22 protein-coding genes are annotated in these 25,506 nt (G+C 30.9%); 15 read left to right on the plus strand and 7 right to left on the minus strand.

Annotation, left to right across the window (positions count from 1 at the left end; translation table 11 throughout):
* Nucleotides 1-240: 240 nt before the first annotated feature.
* Entirely contained in the window at nt 241-501 is a 261-nt protein-coding gene (locus JK634_RS17460) for a hypothetical protein (protein WP_202769014.1), read from the minus strand.
* A gap of 184 nt (nt 502-685) precedes the next feature.
* Here JK634_RS17460 and JK634_RS17465 point away from each other — a divergent pair, with 184 nt between their 5' ends.
* The 3 genes from JK634_RS17465 (at nt 686) to JK634_RS17475 (ending at nt 4,340) form a co-directional block, all read left to right on the plus strand.
* Nucleotides 686-1,777 carry a hypothetical protein gene (locus JK634_RS17465; RefSeq protein ID WP_202769015.1) on the plus strand — a complete coding sequence of 364 codons (1,092 nt, stop codon included), beginning with the start codon at nt 686-688 and terminating at the stop codon, nt 1,775-1,777.
* 114 nt (nt 1,778-1,891) lie between these two features.
* Nucleotides 1,892-2,536: a sporulation membrane protein YtaF gene (gene ytaF / locus JK634_RS17470; RefSeq protein ID WP_420839050.1), complete on the plus strand. Its 645-nt coding sequence runs from the start codon at nt 1,892-1,894 to the stop codon at nt 2,534-2,536.
* A 274-nt stretch (nt 2,537-2,810) separates the two neighbouring features.
* Nucleotides 2,811-4,340 (plus strand): lipase family alpha/beta hydrolase, encoded by a 1,530-nt coding sequence (locus JK634_RS17475; protein ID WP_202769017.1) that lies wholly within the window; start codon nt 2,811-2,813, stop codon nt 4,338-4,340.
* A 60-nt stretch (nt 4,341-4,400) separates the two neighbouring features.
* Here JK634_RS17475 and JK634_RS17480 read toward each other — a convergent pair whose 3' ends face one another.
* Nucleotides 4,401-5,258 (minus strand): DegV family protein, encoded by an 858-nt coding sequence (locus JK634_RS17480; protein ID WP_202769018.1) that lies wholly within the window; start codon nt 5,256-5,258, stop codon nt 4,401-4,403.
* A 458-nt stretch (nt 5,259-5,716) separates the two neighbouring features.
* On the opposite strand from JK634_RS17480, the gene glnA reads away from it, so the two are divergent.
* From glnA to JK634_RS17500, 4 genes are all read left to right on the plus strand, one after another.
* Nucleotides 5,717-7,048: a type I glutamate--ammonia ligase gene (gene glnA, locus JK634_RS17485; protein ID WP_202769019.1), complete on the plus strand. Its 1,332-nt coding sequence runs from the start codon at nt 5,717-5,719 to the stop codon at nt 7,046-7,048.
* Between the two features lie 21 nt (nt 7,049-7,069).
* Nucleotides 7,070-7,630, plus strand: coding sequence for an ANTAR domain-containing response regulator (locus JK634_RS17490; RefSeq protein WP_202769020.1), 561 nt, complete (start codon nt 7,070-7,072; stop codon nt 7,628-7,630).
* Nucleotides 7,631-7,770: 140 nt separating this feature from the next.
* Nucleotides 7,771-12,354: a glutamate synthase large subunit gene (gene gltB, locus JK634_RS17495; protein ID WP_202769021.1), complete on the plus strand. Its 4,584-nt coding sequence runs from the start codon at nt 7,771-7,773 to the stop codon at nt 12,352-12,354.
* Nucleotides 12,355-12,369: 15 nt separating this feature from the next.
* Entirely contained in the window at nt 12,370-13,851 is a 1,482-nt protein-coding gene (locus JK634_RS17500; protein ID WP_202769022.1) for a glutamate synthase subunit beta, read from the plus strand.
* A 46-nt stretch (nt 13,852-13,897) separates the two neighbouring features.
* On the opposite strand, the gene JK634_RS17505 is transcribed toward JK634_RS17500, so the two are convergent.
* Both JK634_RS17505 and JK634_RS17510 read right to left on the minus strand, forming a co-directional pair.
* Nucleotides 13,898-15,295, minus strand: a complete 1,398-nt coding sequence (locus JK634_RS17505; protein WP_202769023.1) for a DUF4179 domain-containing protein — start codon at nt 15,293-15,295, stop codon at nt 13,898-13,900.
* Nucleotides 15,296-15,304: 9 nt separating this feature from the next.
* Nucleotides 15,305-15,838 carry a sigma-70 family RNA polymerase sigma factor gene (locus JK634_RS17510; RefSeq protein ID WP_202769024.1) on the minus strand — a complete coding sequence of 178 codons (534 nt, stop codon included), beginning with the start codon at nt 15,836-15,838 and terminating at the stop codon, nt 15,305-15,307.
* Nucleotides 15,839-16,057: 219 nt separating this feature from the next.
* Between JK634_RS17510 and JK634_RS17515 the strand changes: the two genes are divergently transcribed.
* Complete coding sequence (locus JK634_RS17515; protein ID WP_202769025.1) at nt 16,058-16,900, plus strand: CPBP family intramembrane glutamic endopeptidase; 843 nt, start codon at nt 16,058-16,060, stop codon at nt 16,898-16,900.
* A 30-nt stretch (nt 16,901-16,930) separates the two neighbouring features.
* On the opposite strand, the gene JK634_RS17520 is transcribed toward JK634_RS17515, so the two are convergent.
* Nucleotides 16,931-17,242 carry a winged helix-turn-helix transcriptional regulator gene (locus JK634_RS17520; RefSeq protein ID WP_202769026.1) on the minus strand — a complete coding sequence of 104 codons (312 nt, stop codon included), beginning with the start codon at nt 17,240-17,242 and terminating at the stop codon, nt 16,931-16,933.
* A gap of 160 nt (nt 17,243-17,402) precedes the next feature.
* On the opposite strand from JK634_RS17520, the gene JK634_RS17525 reads away from it, so the two are divergent.
* The 4 genes from JK634_RS17525 (at nt 17,403) to JK634_RS17540 (ending at nt 20,845) form a co-directional block, all read left to right on the plus strand.
* On the plus strand, nt 17,403-18,038 hold the full coding sequence (locus tag JK634_RS17525; RefSeq protein WP_202769027.1) for an FMN-dependent NADH-azoreductase: 636 nt from the start codon (nt 17,403-17,405) through the stop codon (nt 18,036-18,038).
* A gap of 9 nt (nt 18,039-18,047) precedes the next feature.
* Nucleotides 18,048-18,860 carry a pirin family protein gene (locus tag JK634_RS17530; protein WP_202769028.1) on the plus strand — a complete coding sequence of 271 codons (813 nt, stop codon included), beginning with the start codon at nt 18,048-18,050 and terminating at the stop codon, nt 18,858-18,860.
* Between the two features lie 137 nt (nt 18,861-18,997).
* Nucleotides 18,998-20,161, plus strand: coding sequence for an ABC transporter permease (locus JK634_RS17535; RefSeq protein ID WP_202769029.1), 1,164 nt, complete (start codon nt 18,998-19,000; stop codon nt 20,159-20,161).
* 12 nt (nt 20,162-20,173) lie between these two features.
* The gene (locus tag JK634_RS17540) at nt 20,174-20,845 is read left to right on the plus strand and encodes an ABC transporter ATP-binding protein (protein ID WP_202769030.1); all 672 of its coding nucleotides are present in this window, start codon (nt 20,174-20,176) and stop codon (nt 20,843-20,845) included.
* Nucleotides 20,846-20,899: 54 nt separating this feature from the next.
* Here JK634_RS17540 and JK634_RS17545 read toward each other — a convergent pair whose 3' ends face one another.
* Together JK634_RS17545 and JK634_RS17550 are read right to left on the minus strand one after the other, a co-directional pair.
* The gene (locus JK634_RS17545; RefSeq protein WP_202769031.1) at nt 20,900-21,568 is read right to left on the minus strand and encodes an undecaprenyl diphosphate synthase family protein; all 669 of its coding nucleotides are present in this window, start codon (nt 21,566-21,568) and stop codon (nt 20,900-20,902) included.
* A 56-nt stretch (nt 21,569-21,624) separates the two neighbouring features.
* Complete coding sequence (locus tag JK634_RS17550) at nt 21,625-22,377, minus strand: signal peptidase II (RefSeq protein WP_202769032.1); 753 nt, start codon at nt 22,375-22,377, stop codon at nt 21,625-21,627.
* A gap of 169 nt (nt 22,378-22,546) precedes the next feature.
* On the opposite strand from JK634_RS17550, the gene JK634_RS17555 reads away from it, so the two are divergent.
* The 3 genes from JK634_RS17555 (at nt 22,547) to JK634_RS17565 (ending at nt 24,734) form a co-directional block, all read left to right on the plus strand.
* Nucleotides 22,547-23,362: a pyruvate, water dikinase regulatory protein gene (locus JK634_RS17555; RefSeq protein WP_202769033.1), complete on the plus strand. Its 816-nt coding sequence runs from the start codon at nt 22,547-22,549 to the stop codon at nt 23,360-23,362.
* Between the two features lie 181 nt (nt 23,363-23,543).
* Nucleotides 23,544-24,491: a patatin-like phospholipase family protein gene (locus tag JK634_RS17560; protein WP_202769034.1), complete on the plus strand. Its 948-nt coding sequence runs from the start codon at nt 23,544-23,546 to the stop codon at nt 24,489-24,491.
* 39 nt (nt 24,492-24,530) lie between these two features.
* Complete coding sequence (locus tag JK634_RS17565; RefSeq protein WP_202769035.1) at nt 24,531-24,734, plus strand: cold-shock protein; 204 nt, start codon at nt 24,531-24,533, stop codon at nt 24,732-24,734.
* The last annotated feature ends 772 nt before the right edge of the window (nt 24,735-25,506 follow it).

Here is a 25,506-nt window from a genome sequence, read left to right on the forward strand (position 1 = left end):
AGGTCAGTTAAAAGAAGATTATAGAGTTTTAACTATATAGATAAAACTTATTTATGTCCTTTTATCCAAGCTTATAAATAATTACAATATATATTTTACAGCAGTTTATTCCATATATCAACAAGGAGATAATTAATCACAACTAACTTTAGTGAGAGCTAACGAATTTAACTATGCAATTAGCGACTGTTTTGGTATAAGGTTTAAATGACAAAGGTATACCCTGAAAAGTATATTGGGTTAAAAAGTAGGAATACCAGCAGCAGCAGCAGTTGCGGCTCCTGTTGCAGTAGTTGTAGTATCCGCAGAAGTAGAGGCTTCCTTAACTCTATCTCTAATAATAGCTTGTTGTGCAGCCATAAAAGTTAAATTACTTCCAATATTTTGTAAGAAGGTACCGAGTATAATTTTTTGTTCAATATTGAGTCCTATAGAAAGTTGAAGTGCTACAATAGTTGCAGCTACAGGTAATTCTTCAGGTTTTAAGTCATAAATGGACATAATATCTCCTTAAATACATGGCTTATAGTAAGTATAATATGCGGGTAAGCAAAAGGTTATGTGTGTGTACATAAAATAGGTAAATTTGAATAAATGCATTTTAATTAACTTCACCTTTATGAATATAAAATCATATAAATAATATAGATGTAAAATGAAATATTTTTAAAGAGGAAGTGTTCAAATGGTAGCTAACATTATCAATTATTACGGAGGCGGTAATACAGCAAGAGGACAAGTTAATTATTATGATTCGATATTAAGTAATATTAAAGATTTATATATAGTAAAAAATGCTCCTCAAATAATAAAGACTTCTTTCATAAAATCAATTGCTCAAGCTTATCTATTAAGAGAATATGAAATAGAGCTTATAAATAGTTATATGCATAATGAATATATAGAAGGTGTAATTATTCCAGAAGCTCAGGTTGCATTTGTTGATGGTAATCCTATTTATGGATCAAAAATTGCTCAAGTAAATAGGGGTAAAGAATATATAGATTTATCAGGGATAATGAAAGAATCTGAATTAGTAGAAAAAGAACGGGAAATTGAGGAGCTTAAGGATAAAATGAAATCAGAATTCAAAGCAGCAGAACATTCCTTTAATGAAGCTTTGAAATATTATAATAAGTTAAAAGAAATATATATGGAAAACTTAGATATCGGTAAGGCTAATAAACTGGCTAAATCTCTTGTAGAGGAAATATATTCTGATAGCTGCGAAAATAAAGAATCAAAAGTATATCATAGATACTTTGAAGCAGTTACTCCAGAAGGAACAAAGGATTTTATCCCTAATATAACAAGAAATCTTGACAAGAGATATCTTATTAAAGGAAGACCAGGGACAGGAAAATCCACTATATTGAAGAAGATATTAGATGAAGGTATGAGTAGGGGAATGGATTTAGAAGTTTATCATTGTGGATTTGATCCAGAGAGTCTTGATATGGTAGTTATTAGAGAGTTAGGAGTTTGTGCATTTGATAGCACAAATCCTCATGAATATTATTCAGAAAGAGATTCTGACGTAGTTATTGATACTTATAATGAGTTAATAACTGAGGGTACAGATGAGAAATTTAAAGATATAATTTCAAAAATAACTGATGATTATAAAGCAAGACTTGATGAAGGAAAGACCCATTTATCTGAAGGGAAAAAATATATGTTGCAAATTGAAGCAATATATTTAAGATGCTTAGACAAAGAGAAATTAAGAAATTTAGAAAGAGGATTAGGTACACTAATTGATATGTATGTTAGGTAATATATGTTTAGAGGAGGATTTGAGTCAATCAAAATATATCTTCCTCTAATTTTTTGTTATAGGCATATCTTTTTTCTTAAAGTAACACATAGTATTGAAAATTAATACTATAAGATATACAGCAAAGAGGAAAAAGGAGTTAACTATATGCGTATAATATATACTTTATTTATTGCTCTAGCAAATAACATCGATAACATCAGTGTTAGGATTGCTTATAGTATTAGAGGGATTAAAATCCCCATGTCTAAAAATTTATATATTTCCTTTATAACCTTTATTTTTGCCTCATTAGCAGCTTTGTCTGGGCAAGTTGTTTCACAAACTTTAAATTCACGTATATCTTCATATTTAAGTATGATATTGCTAATTGGAATAGGTATTTGGATTATAATTGAGCCATATAGAAATAAGAAAAATAAAGAAGAGGAAGTAATAGTTAATGAAGATATTTCTATACAAGATATAATGAAGAATCCAGAAAAGGCTGATGTAAATAACTCAAAGGATATAGATTATAAGGAAGCAACGCTGCTAGGAGTAGCCTTATCAATGGATACACTAGGTGGAGGTCTTAGTGCTGGAATGATAGGAGTTAATCCTATTTTTGTGGGGTTCTTTTCTGCTTTGGTTAGCTTCATAGCTTTATGGGTTGGAAATTATGTAGCAAAAATATTTAGTAAATGGAATATTGGAGAAAAAGCTCCAATTATAGCAGGGGTGTTATTAATATTAATTGGGATAAAACAAATTATATAATTAACACTTAGTAAAGAATAGTTATAAAAAATATATATAATAGGGTTTTAAGTTCAACTAATAACTTATTCATGCCTGAAAATGTCCCGAAACCGACATTTTCAAACAAGAATAAATTTAGTTTCCTATAAAAAACCCTATATTACAGAAAGAAGAGGAAATGTTATGGATGATCTATAGTCCATAAAAGTTTCTCTTCTTTTAAATTTAGGAGAACAGTAAAATCATTCAAAGAATATATCTATAAAGGGATAATAATAATTTGGATTGGAAAATGGATAAAGCAATAATAGTAATACCTGGTATAATGGGTTCGAATTTGAAGAATTCAGAAAATAATAATATAGTTTGGGTAAATGAAAAAGGCCCATTTGGGATTATGGAGTTAATTTATTTATTAAATGGAGAATTGCATTGTAACGAAGAAGGAGAGTCAATAAAACCTATAGAACCAAATAATGGGGAAGATGAATATGGAGCTAAAGATAGTTATAAAAAATTAATTACAACATTAGAAGAGAAATTAGGCGAAGGTTATAAAATTCAATTTTTTGCTTATGATTGGAGATTAGACAATAGTAAAAATGTAATATTTTTAAAAGAACTTATTGATAAATTTAAAAAGGTAATTATCATAGCACATAGTATGGGAGGTCTTATAGCGGCTAAATATATAATTGAGTATGGAAAAAATAAGATAGATAAGTTAATTACACTTGGGACTCCATATTGGGGATCAATAGACGCAGTACAATGTTTGTATAATGGAAAAATTAATATTCTATCAAAGGATATAGAAGGGATAATAGAGCAGGCCTCATTATCTTTTATATCAAGAAATATAAAAGAACTTCTATATAATTATCCAAGTATATATCAACTTATTCCTAATGAGCAATTTACGGAAAATAAGCCGTGGTTATTAACTACAGATGAAGAGTTAGATCATTGGTATGATTATTTTTGGCAGGATAAGGAAGAAGAGTGTAATGATGTAGAGAAAACGAAAAAATTCATAGAAACTATATCTAATAATAGTCTTTATGAGAAGGCATTAAATTTTCATAAAGAGATAAAAGATTTCTTTAATTATATAGAAGATTTGGATTATAGATTTATAGTTGGTATTGATATAAATACAATAGATGCAATAAAAATAATAGATAGTAATAATATAATGGGAACTGTAAAAGCTGTAGAACCAAGATATTCAAAAGAAGGTGATGGGGTAGTGCCTTTTTTAAGTGCAATTATGAATAGTAAAGAGAATGATAGAGTAATTAAAGCTTATGAAGTAAGTCATAAGGATTTAGTTGAGAATGAGAAAATATTAGATACAATTATTAAGTTCATTAATTCAGATAAAGCTATAGTTAATAATGATGAAAGAGAGAAGGAAACTATAGGGAAGAAAAACATGAAATTTGTTTTTGCAGGAGATGTTGATATTAAAATATTTAGTGGACGAAATGAAATTTATAACGTTACTAAAATAATTAAGGATGAGTTTTATGGATATAGAATTTATGGGCAAGAAGAATTCAAAGTAAATATTGTAGGAAAAATAGGCGACCAAGCAATTTTTGTTGGAACAGGAGAAGCTCAACAATTAATTATAAAGATTAAATCTCACAAAGAACAAATAGTTGACTTTTCAATTGGAAATGAAAGATATTTGTATAAATTCGATAGAATTCATTTAATGAAGGGATCTAGACTTTATGTTAATGTCGACTATGAAGAGAAGGTTTGGTTGGAATTAGATTATAATGGTGATGGTAAAGTAGATGAGGTTATTATATAAGAATAAAGGGAGAGTTTATGTATATAAGTTCTCCCTTTATTTATTGAAACTATTATTATATTACCTTAATGGATTTTTTGTATAGTAGGCAATTCCAATTGCCCCTGGACCAACATGTAATCCAATTACAGGGCCAATATCACATATAGGTACTTGGACATTAAGACTTTGTTTCAGAATTAATGCCAAATCCTTAGCTTCGTCAATACAATTAATATGATGGATTGCTACTTCTCCTAATCCAAATTTATTAACATCATTTAGAAACATATCAGCCATCTCTAATTTAGCTCTTCGTTTAGTTCTTATTTTATTAGCGATAGAAGTTTTACCGTCTTCAACAGTCAAAATAGGTATTATCTTTAATATGTTACCTATTAATGCGCTAGCGCCACCAATCCTTCCCCCTTTTTTTAGGTAAACTAAATTATCAGGTATAAAAAGGAATCTACTTCTTCGGGTGTTTTCCAGGGCAATAGTTTTGACTTCTTCTAAAGATTGTCCATCTTTTGCAGCTCTAGCAGCAACAATTGCAGCAAAGCCTAATTGCATACTATTTGAACGTGAATCAACTATTTCGATCTTTGCATTAACATAATTTTCAAGAATCATTTCTTTAACCATATGAGCTGTAGAATATGTACCACTCATACTTGAGGAAAGAAATACACATAGTATCTCATCACCTTTTTTAATTATGTTTTCCATACAAGTATATATTTCTTCAACAGAAGGTTGAGAAGAAGTTGGAATACCGCGTTTCTCCATCATTTCATAAAAGGTATCATTTTTTAAATTAACTTCCCTAAAGTTATCATTATCAAACAATACATTTAAGGATACTACATTTATTCCTAATGAAGCTCTAAGAGTTTCATCAATGTAACTAGTGCTATCAGTTATAATTTGTACAGCCATAATTAAATCTCCATTTATATAAAAATTATTTATTACTTATTATAATTTTATCACTCCTTTGATATGTTTTCATTAATTGTAAAATAATAAATAATAGACCTATAAGGGATTATCTATTATAATATTATTTAATGACGTATATTATTGTGTGGATTTATGAAGTATTTTTGTAATGATACATAAATTAATAGGAATTATCAGATTATCAATCATGATTATGTATTTTAACACTTTACTAAGAAATTCTGGAATACATTGATAAAAATTTAGGTTTGGAAGTGTATTTTTTGAAGAAAACAAAAAAATGTGTTGATTTCTTATCATTATGAGAATATAATTAATACAGATTAGTTGGACAACGGCGTTCAATAGAATTACTTTAATATCTTTTGAAGGTGGTTCTGTTGAGCGCCGTTTTTACGAAAAAAAGTAGAGCATATATTGAGGGGGGGATTTTTATGTCAAAATATTCAAAAGAGGATATTGTTAGAATTGTAGAAGAAGAGGGCGTTAAGTTTATAAGACTTCAATTTACTGATATGTTTGGAACTTTCAAAAATGTAGCTATTACAGATAGTCAGCTACAAAAGGCATTAGATAATGAATGTATGTTTGATGGATCATCTATTGATGGATTTGTTAGAATAGAGGAATCAGACATGTATTTAAGACCAGACTTGGATACTTTTGCGATTTTCCCTTGGAGACCACAACAAGGAAAGGTTGCAAGATTAATCTGTGATGTTTATAGACCTGAAGGAAAGCCATTTGAAGGAGATCCAAGAAATATATTAAAGAGAGTTTTAAAAGAAGCTGAGGATTTAGGATATACAATGAATGTTGGACCTGAGTGTGAATTCTTCTTATTTAAGACAGACACAGATGGGGAGCCAACTACAGAAACTCATGATGAAGCAGGATATTTTGATTTGGCACCAATAGATGCTGGTGAAAATGCAAGAAGAGATATGACGCTTGCATTAGAAGAAATGGGATTTGAAATAGAAGCATCACATCATGAAGTTGCGCCAGGACAACATGAAATAGATTTTAAATATTCTGATGCTTTATCCACAGCTGATAATATAATGACATTTAAATTAGTTGTTAAATCTATAGCACAAAGACATGGAGTTCATGCAACATTTATGCCAAAACCAGTGTTTGGGATAAATGGTTCAGGAATGCATGTAAATATGTCGTTAAATAAAGATGGCAAAAATGCATTTGTTGATGAATCGGATGTAAATGGATTAAGTAAGACAGCATATAGCTTTATAGCAGGAATAATTGAAAATATAAAAGGAATGGCAGCAATCACCAATCCATTAGTAAATTCATATAAGAGATTAGTTCCAGGGTATGAGGCACCTGTTTATGTTGCTTGGTCATGTAAAAATAGAACTCCACTAATAAGAGTTCCAGCAGCAAGAGGAGCTGGTACAAGAATAGAATTAAGATGTCCAGATCCAAGTGCAAACCCATATTTGGTTTTAGCAACCCTTTTAGCAGCAGGACTTAATGGAATCAAAAAGAATTTAACTCCTCCTGCAGAAGTGGATGGTAATATATTCAAGATGACGGAAGAAGAGAGAGAAGAAGCAGGGATAGAAGCATTACCAGGAGATTTGCATGAAGCTGTGGGCTATATGAAGGAAAATGAATTGGTTAAAGCTACTTTAGGTGAGCATGTATACAAGAACTATACAAAGGCAAAACAAAAGGAATGGGAAGAATATATAACTAAAGTTCATCAATGGGAATTAGATAGCTACATGAAAAAGTATTAATAATAGATAGGATGAGTTGCTATGGATTTTAGTAGGGGTATAATAATTGCTTTGGGCAATTTAGAGACAGCAAGAAAGGTTGAATTAATTTTAAAAGCTGAAGGGCATACAGTAATAGGGACATGCGCTTCAGGAAATGAATTAATTAGAAGGACCAGGCTAGAATACCCTAGCTTAATAATAGTAGGATATAAGCTGTCTGATATGACCATTATGGATGTATATGATTCCCTTGGGGAAGACTGTAGTTTCTTAGCTATAGTAAATGAACCTTATAAGTCCTTCGTCCAAGAAGAAACTGATATATATTGTATAAGTAATCCGATATCAAAACCAGTACTCTTAAATGCAGTTGATTTGATATTTCAAAGCCAAAGAAGAATCATAAAGCTTCGGGAAAAGGTAGAGAAATTAGAACATACTATTGAAGATAGAAAATTCATTGAGAAAGCTAAAGGAATGCTAATGGCAAGTAGAGGTATGTCGGAAAGCGAAGCATTTAGATATATACAGAAGAGTAGCATGGACAGTGGACAAAAGATGGGTGATGTTGCGAAGGCTATATTGAATAGTGAAATTTAAGTACATGATACTTACCCCAAAAAGTTTAGTTCCATTTTTAATTGTAATTGTGTTTGCGAGTATATATACTTTAGTATAGGTACTCGCTGTTTGTTCCTATATATTATCAAAGGCGATATTTAACGGAAGGGGCCATGTTTATGAATAATTATTATCCAAAGAAAACTGGGTTATATAGCCCAAGTTTTGAGCATGATGCATGCGGTATTGGAGCCGTAGCAAATATTAAAGGAGAGAAATCTCACAAAGTTCTACAAGATGCATTAAATATCCTTGTTAACCTAGAACACAGAGGTGGAATTGGGGCTGAAGAAAATACAGGAGATGGAGCTGGTGTTTTATTTCAAATTCCACACAGATTTTTTAAAGAAGAAGGACAAAAATTAGGAATAATTCTTCCAAATGAGGGGGAATATGCTGTAGCAATGCTTTTCCTATCTCAAAAGGAAGATGTGAGAGAAGAAGGCAAGAAGATTTTTGAAGAAACTCTCAAAGAAGAGGGCACAGAGTTATTAGCTTGGAGAGAGGTGCCTACAAATTCTACTGATTTGGGAAAGACAGCTCTCTCTTGCATTCCATACTTTTTACAAGCAATTGTTAAAAAGCCTGAGGGGATAAAGAAAGGCATAGAATTTGAAAGAAAACTTTATGTTCTAAGAAGGAAAATAGAGAAAAAGGCATTAAAAAATCCAAAGATGCATGATGAAACATTCTACATACCATCTTTCTCTTCAAGAACAATAGTATATAAAGGAATGCTTTTAGCTACTCAATTAAAGAGTTTCTATAAAGATTTAAGTAATGCTAAAGTTCAAACTTCTTTAGCACTTGTTCACTCAAGATATAGTACAAACACATTCCCAAGTTGGGAAAGAGCACATCCTAATAGATATATGATTCATAATGGAGAAATTAATACACTTAGAGGAAATGTTAATAAGATTTATTCAAGAGAATCTAGATTTAAGTCATCAGTTTTAGGAGATGAGATAAATAAGATTTTACCTGTAATAGATAAGGAAGGGTCAGATTCAGCAATATTGGATAATACTTTAGAATTCCTATTAATGAATGGAAGAGATCTTCCAAAGGCTGTTATGATGGCTATTCCAGAACCTTGGGCAAAAAGTCAAGTTATGAGCAAGGAAAAGAAAGAGTTCTATGAATATTATGCTACTATGATGGAACCATGGGATGGACCAGCTGCTATAGTATTTACAGATGGTGAAAAACTTGGAGCAGTACTTGATAGAAATGGATTAAGACCAGCTAGATATTATGTAACTGACGATGATTATTTAATTCTTTCATCAGAAGTTGGAGTTCTAGATGTTGAGCCTGAAAAAATAGTACTAAAAGATAGATTAACTCCAGGAAAAATGTTACTTGTAGATACAGTTAATGGAGAGTTTATAGATGATAAAGATTTAAAAGAAAAGTATTCAAAAGAATATCCATATGGTAGATGGCTTAAAGAAAAGTTAATTAAGATAGAAGATTTAGAGGAAACTCAAGAAGAAGTAAAAGTATATGATGAAGAAGAAAGAGCAAGACTTCAAAAATCATTTGGATTTACTTATGATGATTTAAAAAATACTGTACTAAAAATGGCGGAGAATGGAGAAGAACCATTAGCAGCTATGGGTATTGATACACCACTTGCAGTTTTATCTGAAAAACCACAACCTCTATTTAATTACTTTAAACAATTATTTGCACAAGTTACGAACCCACCAATAGATGCTATAAGAGAAGAAATAGTTACAGCTACAGATGTATTTATTGGAACAGAAGGCAACCTATTAGAAGATACAAAAGAAAATTGTAGACAAATTAAGTTGCATTCACCAATTTTAAGTAATGAAGACTTCTTAAAGATAAAGCATATTAATAGAGATGGTTTTAGAGTTAAAGAGCTAAGTATATTGTTTAAAAAGGATAAAGGGGAAAATGCGTTAGAAGAAGCTTTGGAAAACTTATTTAACGAAGCTGATAAAGCATATGATGATGGATATAACCTAATTATATTAAGTGATAGAGGCGTAAACAGTGAATATGTCGCAATACCTTCATTATTAGCTGTTTCAGGATTACATCAACACTTAGTGTCAAAAGGAACAAGAACTTCATTAGGTCTGATATTAGAAAGTGGAGAACCAAGAGAAGTTCATCATTTTGCTACATTACTTGGATTCGGAGTTTCTGCAGTAAATCCATATTTAGCTTATGAATCTATTAGAGAGTTATCAGAAGAAGGATTACTAGATATTTCTTATGAAAAAGGAGTATATAACTTCAATAAAGCTGTTCTTAAAGGAATAGTTAAAATACTTTCTAAGATGGGTATTTCTACAATTCAATCATACCAAGGTGCTCAAATCTTTGAAGCTTTAGGTGTTGGAGAACAAGTTATTGATAAATACTTTACTAATACAATAAGCAGAATTGGTGGAGTAGGCATCAAAGAAATACAAAAAGAAGCTGAATTAAGACATGAGGATGGTTATGACAAAAAGGGATTAACATTAGATTTAACATTGGATTCAGTTGGTAGCCATAAATATAGAAGTAATGCGGAGGAGCACTTATATAATCCTCTGACTATACACAAACTACAAGAAGCTACTAAGAGAGGCGATTATAATCTATTTAAAGAATATACAAAACTATTAGATAGAGAAGAATCAGCATTAAACTTAAGAGGTTTAATTGATTTTGATTACTCAGCAGAGTCCATATCAATTGATGAGGTAGAATCTGTTGATTCTATAGTTAAGAGATTTAAAACAGGAGCTATGTCATATGGTTCTATTTCTAAGGAAGCACATGAAGCTCTTGCAATAGCAATGAACAGATTAGGTGGAAAATCTAATACTGGAGAAGGTGGAGAGGATCCGGAAAGATGGATTCTAGATGAAAATGGAGATTCTAGAAATTCAGCAATTAAGCAGGTTGCATCAGGTAGATTTGGAGTAACTTCTGAATACTTAGTTAGTGCAAAAGAAATTCAAATAAAGATGGCTCAAGGAGCTAAACCAGGAGAAGGTGGACAACTGCCAGCTTCTAAGGTTTATCCATGGGTAGCTAGAACTAGAAGATCAACTGCAGGTGTTGGATTAATTTCACCACCACCACATCATGATATTTATTCAATTGAAGATTTAGCTCAGCTTATCTATGATCTTAAAAACTCAAATACTGGAGCAAGAGTATCAGTTAAACTAGTTTCAGAGGGTGGAGTAGGAACAATAGCAGCTGGAGTTGCAAAAGGTGGAGCAGATGTTATCTTAATATCTGGATATGATGGAGGAACGGGAGCATCGCCAAGAACTTCTATCCAACATGCTGGATTACCATGGGAATTAGGGCTTGCAGAAGCTCATCAAACACTTGTAATGAATAACCTTAGAGAAAGAGTTGTAGTTGAAACAGATGGAAAACTTATGACTGGTAAGGATGTTGCTATAGCAGCATTACTTGGAGCAGAAGAATTTGGTTTTGCAACTGCACCACTTGTAGTTCTGGGTTGTGTAATGATGAGAGTTTGTAACTTGGATACTTGTCCGGTTGGTATAGCTACTCAAAATGAAGAATTAAGAAAAAGATTTAAGGGAAATCCAGACTATGTAGTAAACTTCATGAAATTTATAGCTGAAGAGCTTAGAGAATATATGGCTAAACTTGGATTCAGAACTATAGAAGAAATGGTTGGAAGATTTGATAAGTTAAAGGCTAAGGAAGATATTAAAGGCTGGAAGGCTAAGAAGGTTGACTTAAGGGCTGTATTAAATGCGCCTGCAGTTGAAAAAGGAAAGGCTATAAGCTTTAAAGCTGACAAAGCATATAACCATAAATTAAATGAAGTTATTGATAGCACCTTATTCTTAAAAATAGCTGAAAAAGCTTTAAAGAACAAGGAAAGAGTATCTGTTGAGGTGGATATTACTAATGTTAATAGAACAGTAGGTACTATACTTGGTTCAGAAGTAACAAGAAAGTATAAATCAGAAGGATTAGAAGAAGATACTATAAGAATTAAATGTAATGGATCTGGAGGACAAAGTTTTGGTGCATTTGTACCTAAGGGATTAACTCTAGAAATAGAGGGAGATTCAAATGATTACTTTGGAAAAGGGCTTTCAGGAGGTAAATTAATTGTTTATCCAAACGAACAAAGTAAGTTTAAAGCAGAAGAGAATATCGTTATAGGAAATGTTGCATTATATGGAGCAACAAGTGGTAAAGCCTTCATAAACGGTATTGCTGGAGAAAGATTCTGCGTTAGAAACTCAGGTGCTATAGCAGTAGTTGAAGGGGTAGGAGATCACGGATGTGAATACATGACTGGAGGTAAAGCAGTTATATTAGGACCTACAGGTGTAAACTTTGCAGCAGGTATGAGTGGCGGAGTTGCTTATGTTTTAGATGAGGATGGAAGCTTCAGTAACAAGGTTAATTTACAAATGGTTTCACTAGAAGAAGTCGATGCAGAAGAGGCTAAAGAACTTAAAGAAATAATTAAAGAACATGTTTTAGCAACTGTATCATCTAAAGGTAAATGGGTACTTGATAATTTTGAAGACTTATTACCTAAATTCCATAAGGTTATGCCTCATGACTATAAGGCTATGCTTAGTATCGTTAAAGAGAAAGAAGCACAAGGCCTTAAGGGTGAAGAAGCATTAATTGCAGCATTCTATGAAAAAACAGGAAAGAATAAATAGGAAGGAGGCAAAATTATGGGAAAACCAACTGGATTTTTAGAATTTGAAAGAGAAGAGGGGAAAAATATTGACCCTTTAAAAAGATTAGAGGGCTGGGAAGAATTTCACACCAGCCTGCCTAAGGAAAAGCAAGAAATACAAGGAGCAAGATGTATGGATTGCGGTATTCCATTTTGCCAATCTGGTATCATGATAAATGGTATGGTATCAGGATGTCCTATAAACAATCTTATTCCTGAGTGGAATGATTTAATTTATAGAGGAAAATGGAAAGAAGCTGTTAAGAGATTATTAAAGACAAATAATTTCCCAGAGTTTACTGGAAGAGTATGTCCTGCGCCTTGTGAGGCAGCATGTACAGCTGGAATTAATGGCCCTGCTATTACAATTAAGGAAAATGAAAGATCTATTATTGATAGAGCGTATGAAGAAGGACTGATAAAAGCAGAACCTCCTAAGGTTAGAACTGATAAAAAAATTGCGATTATAGGTTCAGGCCCATCAGGTCTTGCAGCAGCAGATACTTTAAATAAAAGAGGTCATAATGTTACTGTATTTGAAAGACATGATAGAATTGGTGGACTATTAATGTATGGAATACCAAACATGAAGTTAGATAAATCAGTAATTGATAGAAGAGTTAACCTTATGAAGGAAGAGGGGGTAGAGTTTGTAACCAATGCAAATATTGGAGAAAACTATGCTGCTAGTGATATCTTAAAAGATTTTGATGCTGTCGTTCTTGCAACTGGTGCATCAAATCCTAGGGACTTAAAAGCTCCGGGCAGAGAGCTTAAAGGGATCCATTATGCTGTTGATTTCTTAAGAGCTAATACTAAGAGTTTATTAGATTCTGAACTTAAAGATGGAAATTATATTTCTGCAGAAGGAAAGAATGTAATAGTAATTGGTGGAGGGGATACTGGAACTGACTGCGTTGGTACATCATTAAGACATGGGGCAAAATCACTTGTCCAATTTGAAATTATGAATAAGTTACCAGTAGAAAGAACAGAAAATAATCCATGGCCACAATGGCCAAGAATCCTTAAGGTGGATTATGGTCAAGAAGAGTTTGTTGCAAAGTATGGAGATGATCCAAGAAAGTATGCAATAAATGTTAAGAGCTTTGAAGGTGATGCAGAAGGTAATCTTAAAAAGGTCAAAACAGTTGATGTTAAGTGGGAAAAGAATGATAAAGGTGCAATTATACCTGTAGAAGTACCAGGCTCTGAAAGAGACTGGGAGGCAGAACTTGTGCTTTTAGCTATGGGATTCTTGGGAACTCAAAACTATGTAGCTGATGCCTTTGGAGTTGAACTTGATGCTAGAACAAATATAAAAGCAGGTTATGGAAAGTTTAAAACAAATGTAGATAAAGTTTTTACAGCTGGAGATGCTAGAAGAGGCCAATCTCTTGTAGTTTGGGCTATAAATGAAGGAAGAGCTGTTGCTAAATCTGTAGATGAATACCTAATGGGTTATACAGGACTTTAATTAGAAGCAATGTAATAAAAAAAGAGGCTAAAATTTAGCCTCTTTTTTATTTTATATTAATAGTAAATTTTAAATCTTCTCTAAGGGTATATTCTTTTTCTAAGTCAGTAGCTTTTAAAGTGTAAGTGGTATCCTCAGGAAGGTAATCTATTTTTGCTACAAATTGATTATTTCCTAAGTCTTTTACAACTTCCTTTTCTAAGGAATATTTTTTATGAGCTGCATCTTCTATTATTAAGTCATATGGTCCCATCGCAGCAATAAGGTTTGAACATTGATAGTAAACTAAAGTTGAATCTTTAGTATTTTCAATTTTTGATACTTTGTAATCTCCAAGTTTTCCTTCACTTAAGGTAGTGATTTCTTTCAAGTTTAGAGGTGTTGATTTAGAAACTACATCAAAGTTCCAATTAGAGTTGCTAAGAGTATTTTGAAACTCTTTGGATGGAACAGCAGGTATAAAGGTTATAGCCTTAGTATCTTCGTATACATTATTAAAGATATATTCCATGCAATTTTTGTTTATTTCTTTAGTCTTGTTACCGACGCCAGTATTTCCTTTAAATCCAATAACTCTTCCTTTGTCATCAAAAGCAAAATAATCAATAGGAGAATCATTTGAAGTTAGTGCATCAGATGAAGTTCTTAATGCAGTATTAAGCGGGGTTAATACAAGTTGGTTTACAGTTAAGTTTGGTTGAAGTTCTGATAAATTAATAGATGTTGGTACCTTAGTAATGTTATTACTTACTTTGTTAGTTGATACCTTGAATTTAAAGTTCCAATCTCCATTAACTCCTTGAAATAATTCTTTAATATCTAAATCCATTAGAAAATTATCAGGTAAGGTAACATTTCCTCCTAAGATAGTATTTCTTAATGCAGCTGGAAGATAATCTCTGGATGTTGAAAAGTTTTCTATACCAACATAGGTGTTTTTATTTATAAAGCTGCCAGTTCCGCCTGAAGAGAAACTTACTTTTTCTCCATTAATTTTAAAATCTTTCTCAAAGATATGAGGGCTATTATTTAACTCATTTTTACTTTCAACAGTATATGCTATACCAAGCTCTAAGCCGTCATAAGATATGCTGTTTATAGTAACTGTAACTCCATTTGATGTCTTTGAAAGATTAAGATCAGAACTATATTTAACATAATCTCTATCAATTAAGTTTTTATCACTTAAAAATTGAAATACTGAACCAACTACAGGTAAGCTTCTAGCATAAGCAGGGAAAGCAGCACTTAAACATGTAGTCGAAATAAGAGTAATAGCTGCAAGCATAGATACGTTCCTTAAAAATCTACTATTTACATTCTTTCTAGCAGGCAGTGCATCTAAAGAATCTTTTATTTTTAACTCTAGGTCATCTGGTAGATAAAGAATTTCATTTTTTGCTTTATCTTTTAAAATATCGTCAAATATTAAATCGTCTTTCATAAATACCTCCTATAAATCTTTTAATACTTCATAGAGTTTACTTCTTGCTCTAGAAAGCCTAGATCGAACGGTTCCATCAGGAATATTAAGGAGCTTTGCAATATCTTTTTGAGGAATATCTTCAAAATAGAATAATGTTGTTACTATTCTCAAGTCATCTTCTAATGAATTTATAGCAGAAGTAAGTTCTAATTTAGAAGAATCTAGAGAAATGCTTTCAGTATTATCAATAAAGTCTAGATTAACTATCTTTTTATTTTTAGTCACTGTATTTTTACATTCATTAATTAAAATCCTTATAAGCCAAGTTTTAAAATATTCATCCTTCTTTAAGTAAGTAATATTTTGAAATGACTTTACTATAGTATTTTGAATTGAATCCTCAATATCATGTTTATTCCTAAGGATGCTTAAGGCGATTCTATACATGGATGTTTTGTTGTTATCTATCAATCTAACAAAGGCATCTTTATCACCTTTCTTTGCGAGACGTACATCCAATTCTGTTGTGTTAGCATTATCAATTGTTGTAACTAATTGCATCTTATTTCCTCCTGTATATATAAAAGTCTTAGCTAAGAGGTTTTATATCTATTAGACAGACTGATGTTCAGAAATGTTCACAAGATAATAAAAATAATCAAATGTTTCCATAAGTAAATATATGGTATAATTATATCAAATCATAAGTTAGCATTGGGGGGAATACAAATAGAAGGTATATGAGAAAGTTAATTGAAAATTATTAAAAGGTGGGGTTACATGAGAATCAAAAATATTTTTATATCAACTTTAAAATCTATAGGGTATGCAGGAATATATCTAATAGCACAAGTTGCTATTGCTTTCATATATGGCATAGTTTATGTAGCGGTTAACATCAATAAATTTGGTTCTGGAAATTATGATAATATTGCAGATACTTTTCAAAAAGAATTTTTAGGACAAGCATATATTATTGCCTTAATAGCTGCAATCGTAACATTTGGGATATATGTACTTATGTTTAGAAACAAAGAAGAAAATCTATTTGTGAGATGTAGATTTAAAGCTTTTAATTTAAAGGTAGGCTTAAGTTTAATACCGCTAACAATTGCTTTATCGGCATTTTCAGTTTCTCTCGTAGGAATGTTAGTGCAATTCTTCCCAAGTTATCAGGAAGTATCAGATACTTTACAAGCTGCTAATGGGTCAATGCTATCTGTTTTAGCAATTACGATATTAGCACCTATTTTTGAGGAAATTCTATTTAGAGGAATAGTATTTAATGAGTTAAAAAAATCAATGCCAGTAATTCCAGCAATTATTGCTCAAGGAGTACTTTTTGGTATTTATCACTTAAATCTATTACAAGGCATATATGCAGCCATACTAGGTTGTATTTTAGGATTAATTTATCAAATGACCAAGTCACTTTGGAGTAATATAATAGTTCATATGACATTTAACCTCTTAGGTGTGTTTGTAATGCCATATGTATTAGATAAAACATCATGGTTTGTAATAGGATATATAATACTTGGAGCAATACTAACTGGAATAATTTTAAGATACATTTATAAGAAAACAAAAGTGGAAATAATGGTTATAGAATCAGATTTATAGAAAAAAGATAGGAGATTTCTCCTATCTTTTTTATTTTATCCATATGTCAGCCCATTTTTGAATTTCACTCATGGCTTTTTGTAGCGCAAGACCTTTTTCAGTTAGATTATATTCTATTCTAACTGGAGTCTCTGGATATACTTTTCTTTCAATAATTCCTTCAGCTTCTAATTCTTTGAATCTAGCAGTTAAAACTCTGTCACTTAATTCTGGTATTAAGCTACGAATGTCAGAAAATCGTCTAGGGCCGTTTAATAAACCATTTATTATTAAACCTATCCATTTTTTGCCTAAAAGCTCAAAGGCCTTTTCAAATTTGGGACAAAGATGAGTGTCTCCCATAATTATCACCTCACTATTATTGTAAAACCATTACTTAAAAAAGTAAATAACTTTTCTTAGTTTATTACTTGACAAAAGTATATTACTTTTGATATTATACTTACATAAAGTAAGAGATAACAATTCTCAATAAGAATATGAATTAAAAGGAGATATAAAAATGAGTAAAGTATTATATATTAAAGGACACCCATTACAAGAGAGTGCATCAAATTCTTTAACAGTGGGAAGGATATTTATAGATGAATATAAGAAAGTAAATCCACAAGATGAGATTAAAGAGCTAGATCTTTATAAAGAATATATACCATTAATAGATGAAGATATATTTGCAGCTTGGGGAAGTTTAGCAGCAGGTGCAGACTTTAATAGTCTTACAGAGGAGCAAAAGAAGAAGCTTGTAAGATTTAATGAATTGACTGATGAATTTTTAAAATATGATAAATATGTATTTGCTACACCTGTTTGGAATTTTTCAGTACCACCAATAGTTAAGGCATATATAGATACAATATGTGTAGCTGGAAAAACATTTAGATATACTGAAGCTGGTCCAGTAGGATTGTTAGAAGGAAAGAAGCTTCTTCATATTCAAGCTAGCGGAAGCGTATTTTCAGAAGGTCCAGCAGCTGTATTCGAGCATGGAGCAAGCTATATAAAGGCAGTAGCAGGATTTATAGGAATAAATGATGCAGAAACATTCTACGTAGAAGGACACAATCAATATCCAGATAGAAAAGATGAGATTATTGAGAAAGCAAAAAGAGATATAGTTGAAGTTGCAAAGAGATTTTAGGTGATAGATATGATTAAAGTGGTTAATGGTCAAAAAGTAAAAGATGGGGCAGGAGTTTCATTAAATAGACTGATAGGAACATCTAATTTAGAAGATGCAAATCCATTCTATTTATTAGATGAATTTAGAAGTGAAGACAAGGCTGATTATATGGCAGGATTTCCAATGCATCCGCATAGAGGGATTGAAACTATTACCTATATGGTGAAAGGTTCCTTTAGACATAGAGATTCAAAAGGTAATGAAGGAATATTAAATGCTGGAGATGTTCAATGGATGACTTCAGGAAAAGGGATACTCCATGAAGAAATGCCGATTATGAAGGATGGAGAGCTTTGGGGATATCAATTATGGATTAACTTACCCAAAGAATTAAAGATGCAAGAACCTAAATATAGGCACATTTCCTCAGAGATAATTCCGATGTTTGAAGATGACGATGTCACAGTAAAAGTAATTAGTGGAGATTTTAAGAATACTAAAGGTGTAGTAGAAACCTTTCAAGAAATTAATTATTTTGATGTAAATATCAAGCAAGGTAAGTTTGTGAAAGAAGTTTCAGGTACTACATTAATTTATGTCCATACAGGTAAAGTGCAAGTATCCTTAAATGATGGGAGTATAGTTAAGGTTAATAAAGGTGATATGGCTGTTATAAATGATGAAGAAGTTGTAGAAGTAAATTCAAGTGAAGCTTCAGGATTTTTGTTCATAAATAGTAACCCAATAAATGAACCCATAGCTAAATATGGTCCCTTCATAATGAATACAATGGATGAAATATTACAAACAATTGATGATTTCAATTTTGGAAACTTTTAGTTGGTACCCCTACGTTATACGTAGGGGTGTTTCTTTATAAATTATTAACAAATAGTAATTATTGACTCGCTGTTATAGTGATGATAATCTTAATATAATAGCTTATAAGATTAAGTTGAACAAAAGGAGTGCTTGATATGAAGCTTAGTTTAAAGATTGCAATTAGATTTATAAAAAAGAGTAAAGTTCAAAGCATATTAATAACTCTTGGGATAGCAGTAGGAGTTGCAGTTCAAGTATTTTTAGGTACACTTATAAATAACTTGGGGAAGGACTTAATAGACAAGACGTTGGGAGGAACTTCTCAAGTAACAATTAGAAGTGATAATAACAATAATCCATATTTTAATGAAACGGATGTTGATATTGATATGTTGAAAAAATTAGGAGTATTTAGTGAAATATCAAAATCATTAGATGTAAATGGATTAGTTAAGAACGGAGAAGGAAATGAAGCAGTATTATTAAAGGGAGTAGATTCCTTGTCAGCAGCAGATATATATGGAATTAAAGATAAGTTAGTAACTGGGAATGTAGATGTTAATAATAATGAGATTATAGTAGGTAAAACTCTCTTGGAAAAACTTAAAAAGAGTGTTGGAGATGACCTAATCTTAGTTATGTCTAATAAAAAAGAACTAACCTTGAAGATATCAGGAGTTGTTGATTATGGTGTGGGTGAGTTGAACAAAAGTTGGATTGTTGGAAGTTTAAGTTATATACAAGAAGAGGTAAATAGACAAGGAGAAATATCATCTATAGAAACAAAACTTGATGATAATAAGATTTTTGATGCAGACGTGATAAGTGATGATCTATCGAAAGAAATACCTAAGGGACTGATAATTAATAATTGGAAAAGTGATAATGCATCTTTACTAAGTGCCATTAGTGGTCAAAAATCTTCGAGTACAACAATTCAGGTATTTATAATTATATCTGTAGTCATAGGAATTGCTGGAGTTTTAGCAATTTCCGTTATGCAGAAATCTAAGGAAATAGGTATATTAAAAGCAATGGGTATAAGAGACAAGAGCGCAGCACTTATATTTTTAAATCAAGGGTTTATATTAGGAATATTAGGGGCAACAATAGGATTGTTTTTGGGATTAGGATTATTTAAGATATTTACGGCATTCGTAAAAAACTCAGATGGAACACCTATAGTAAGTGGTGGTTTTAATCTAACGCTTATTGTATTTTCATTTTGTATATTTGTAGTAGCTTCATTAATAGCAGCAACTTTAGCAGCTACAAGGTCACTAAAGTTAAATCCAATTGAAGTGATTAGAAATAATTAGGAGGGATTTAGTATGAAGGTGATTGAGTTATATAATGTAAATAAGATATATGGAAAAGATATAAAGACACAGGCACTTTATGATATTACGTTAAATGTAGAAAAAGGCGAATTTGTATCAATAATAGGGCAAAGTGGTAGCGGGAAAAGTACATTATTGAATATTGTAGGCACATTAGACAAAGCAAGTACAGGAAGCGTATCAATTAATGGTAAGGACATATCTTCCTTAAATAAAAAAGATTTAGCAGATCTAAGAAATAAAGAAATTGGATTTGTATTTCAATTTCATTATCTACTTCCAGAGTTTACAGTGCTTGAAAATGTGCTGATGCCTTATGAAATATCAGGAATGAAAGTTAGTAAGGCGGTTAAAGATCACGCTATAGAGTTGTTGAATTTAGTTGGATTAAAAAATTATATGAATAAATATGCTGGGAATCTTTCAGGAGGACAACAGCAAAGAACTGCAATTGCAAGAGCATTAATCAATAACCCAAGCATAGTGTTAGCTGATGAACCAACTGGAAATTTAGATACGAAGAGTACTAGAGAAGTATATGAGTTATTTAGGGATATTAATACTAATATGAAAACAACATTCATGATAATAACGCATGACAATAGAATTGCTGAGAAGACAGATAGGGTTATAGAAATTAGTGATGGAAGAATAATTAACTAAAAGTGTAAGTTAAAGGAAATAGGAATGAGGCCTATTTCCTTATTTTATTAAGTGCTAACCTCCAAGGGTAATGTCTTGGTCTTGATACCAATTAAGGGCTTCAAATAGGTGTTCTTCCCTGAAGTCTGGCCAATAATCATCTATAATATAAAAATCAGAATATACTGATTGAAGAGGTAAGAAACCACTTAATCTTCGACGACCACCCCAGCGAATTATTAAGTCTATTCTAGATATATCAGAAGAGGCAAGTGAAGAAAAAAGGTTAGAAGTCTTTTTATTTGAGCTATTTTTCTTGTTATAGGATAGATCCCAGTTCCAACCATAATTAACTAAGAAATTTATATTTATCAGACCTTCTCCAAAATGAACCCTTCTATTTGCGTAAGGTAACAGTTCTTTAGGAAAAAGAGGCGAATCAGAATTTCCTACTACTAAAAGATTTGCATCTTTATTAGAAAGTTTCATAACAGCATCAACACAAGCTTTCTGAAAAGCTTTTGTTTGGACTGCTGGTCTTTTAGTATTATCGATTGTAAAGCCATAGAAAGTAAGCTCTCTAATTCCTAGTGCTAAACAAGCTTCATATAATTTAAATCCGGGATCAATTCCGAACTCATAGCCTTCATGTTTATCTTTATTATTATTTAAAGCCCAGCGTCTATTGCCATCAGGTATTATTCCAATGTGTGAGGGAATTCTTTTCAGTTTATTTATGTTCATAAAAAATACCTCCTTATATTGTATATAAGAAAGTATTTCCAATCATCAGAAATATATTAATTTTTTGATATAATTCCCTTTATATCATTAATCATAAATACTAAAAATTTCTTTAAACCTTGAATATCTTCTTTGAAGGTTGATTCTTTACCGTTGTCAGATAGATAACCATTTAAATATATACCTAAAAATAAGAATAAAATTCCTAGGTTAATATACATATCCTTTATATCAGCTACAAATAAATCACTGATTCCTATAAAATCAAGGCTTCCTCCATAGAATAATTTATCAATAAGTGAACAGACACATCCAGTAATAAGAAAGATATAGCTCATATCAATCCAAAAATCTTTTTTTGTATTGTGAGTAAAGTATCTATAGATTTCTGTGAAAAAAATTAAAGCCAGAATGTTTAATACAATTAATGCTCCAAAACTAACACCTGCCCCGAAACGAGCGTTTAACCAGGAACCTTGTGTGTTTATAATTGGAGAGAAGTATAAAAAGTCTTTTATTAGGGTTATATTGTAGTTGAAAAATTTAAACTTAATAATAAGTTTTGATCCTTGCTCAATAACGAATAAAATTAGAAATATAATTAATAGTTGCTTAGAGGTAAGACCTACATTATTTTTTGCTCCTATTGAATATACAAGGAGTCCTATAAACCCAAATAAAACTGCAACTAATAAATTCATAATTACTGTATAAGAATCATTAACCCTACCTGTAATAACTTCAAATGCAAAATATACAAGCCACATTATTGGAAGTATTCCTATTGCAACTAACTTATTTTTGTTCATATAATAATCCTCCAAAATAATATATGAGGATATTATATCATAAAGAAGAAACATTTTAGATATTTATGACACATATAGTAGAAAAATTATAAACATTGAACCTATAAAAATATTAATATAAAATAAAACTATGATAAGAAAGAAAACGTTTTGGAAGGAAGTGCTTTGAATGTTAACGATTTATGCCATATCAGATTCTATAGGAGAAACAGCGGAGCAAGTGGCGAATGCTTCAGCAAGCCAATTTAAGGAAGAAGTAGATGTTAAGAGAATACCATACGTAAAAACGCTTGAAGATGTCAACGAGGTAATAAAGGTAATAGAAAGTTCAGAGAATACTTGTATGGTAGTTTCTACTGTTATAACCGTGAATGTTAGGGAATATCTAACCCAAAAATGTGTAGAGAGAAATATTAATATCATTAATGTATTAGGTCCTATAATAAATGTTGCAGCAAATATACTTAACACAGTTCCAGATTATAATCCAGGAGCAATGTGGAAGACTGATGAAATATATTTCAAAAGAATAGAGGCAATGGAATTTGCAATGCAATATGATGATAGCAAAGATTATAGAGGATTAAAAAATGCTGATGTTGTATTATTAGGATTATCAAGAACTTCAAAGACACCACTATGTATGTATTTGGCAAACAAAGGCATTAAGGCAATAAACATTCCACTAGTTCCTGAAGTTGGTGTACCAGATGAATTATTTGAAGTAGATAAGAAAAAAGTTTTTGGACTAACAATAGATCCACTTCAGCTTATAGAAATCAGAAAAAGAAGATTAGATAAGTTCCATAGAATATCATCAAATATTGAATATGCAAGTGATGCTAGAATATTAGAGGAATTTGACTTTGCCGATGGAATTATGAGAAAAGTTGGATGTAAAAAGATTGATGTTACACAAAGGGCAATCGAGGATACTGCATTAATAATTATAGAAGCAATTGGAAGAAATTCAAGGGAAAATTAATACATAGAAAATAAAATAGTATAAGCACATATTAAGGTAATTAATACTAGTAGGAAACTAGAGTTAATTACCTTTTAATTATTTTTAATTATTTTTAATTATTTTTAATTGTTTTTAGATAGCAAAAATATAAATGTGGATAAAATAATAGTGTAACATGTTTGAATAAAGGGGTATTTTTATGAAAATTGGACTTGTTTTTGCGGGAGGAGGAGCTAGAGGAGCATATCAAATAGGTGTTTGGAAGGCTTTTATAGAGCTTGGAATAGATAAATATATATCAGCAGTTTCGGGCACATCTATTGGCGCACTAAATTCAGTAATGTTCTTAAGTGGTAATATAGAATTAGCTGAGAGGGTTTGGTTAAATATTTCAAAAGAAAAAATTTTGCCAACTAGTAATTTTGATCTTCTCAAAAGAGGGACACTTATAGCAATCGGCAATAAAAATATGAAGTTTATAAAGAAGTATATTCCAACAGTGTTAGAGCAAGGGAATATTTCAAGAAGTGGGCTTCTCGAAATATTGGATAACTATATAGACTTTGACACTATATTAAAAAATGAAAAAAGTTGCTATGTAACATGCAGTAAAATGCCAGATATTACACCAAGATATTTTAGATTAAATGATTATGATATTTCAACAATTAAAGATATTTTATTAGCTACTTCAGCCATACCGATGATTTATGAAAGTGAAGAAATTTATGAAAATAGGTATTTAGATGGGGGAATGGCAGATAATACACCAATTCAACCACTGTATGGAGAAGGGTGCGATATTATAATTGTTGTTAATTTAAACAAAGACTTTGTTGTAGAAAGACACTTATTTCCTAAGACTAAAATAATTGAAATATCACCTAGAAGTATAACTGATTCAGTCTCAGAAACATTAGACTTTAACGTCACTAATATAAAAAGAAAAATTAGTGAAGGGTATATGGAAACATTTGAATTATTAGAGCCTATAATGGAGATAGCAAATTATAAGAGGGAGCAAGCACCTAAAGAAACAATAATAAGCATCGGAAAAGATTTGCTAGTTAGGTCAAAGTTGATATTTAACAAAAAGACATTAGAAAAAGATGATACAACAAAGAATAAAGAAGATATTAATGGGTAAATTATGTATTGAAATATGTTTCTGGAGGTTTTGAATGCAATGATAAATGGAGTAGTTAAATGGTTTGATACTAAAAGGGGTTATGGATTTATTTCTGCAGATGATGGAAATGATGTTTTTGTACATTTTTCACAAGTAAAAGAAAGACAAGGGGACAAAGAATTACACGAAGGTGAGTCTGTGGCATTTGATATAGTACAGAAGGGCAAAGGACCACAAGCTATTAACGTTGAAAAAATGTAATTTGTGAATATTAATTAACTGAATTAGAAATACACTTCAGTTAAATTAATTTCATAAATAAAAAGAACCCTATAGAGAGGTCTATAGGGAAGGAGTCATAAGTAACTATGTTTATAGAAAACTATAATATTTTTATCTAATATTATAGCTCTTATATGTGTTGGTTTGATAAGTTTTAATATTTGGTGTGTTTTGTAAGTGAAACATTTAATCCTTTAATCTATCTTTAAACCAAGCAAAGATGCACTATAAGAAAAGTCAATCTAGTAATTAGTTGAGCTTTTATACATTCCGTCTGAAGTTTTTTGATCAAATATGAATATGGTGAAGTATTTTTTTTGGTGGTTATAGTTTATTTAATGACTCCTTTATATTTAGGAACTTCTCTTTTAAAATTCAATATATTAAACATACAATGTTTAGTGGAAGTCCTATAAATATATTCTATGCATAATTTCATTTTTGTATGACATAATATATCCTATAGACGTAGTGAATAATTATGAGTAACTAGTAGATGATAAACAAATAATATATATATGTAGAGTATTTATAAGGTGTGTTTTAAAGTTTTATTAAAAAAACATAAAAAAAGGTGTTGACTTTATATTTTACACATGGTAAGATACTACTTGTCCCTAAGAGACACGGGATAAAACAAACAAACTGGTCTTTGAAAATTAAACAGAGGAAATGAAGTAAGATTTAGAAATAAACTTAAGTCAACGTAATCTTTTGAGTTAGATTAAGCTTTCAAATTGAGAGTTTGATC

Source organism: Clostridium paridis (assembly GCF_016765615.1).
Taxonomy (GTDB): Bacteria; Bacillota; Clostridia; order Clostridiales; family Clostridiaceae; genus Clostridium_T; species Clostridium_T paridis.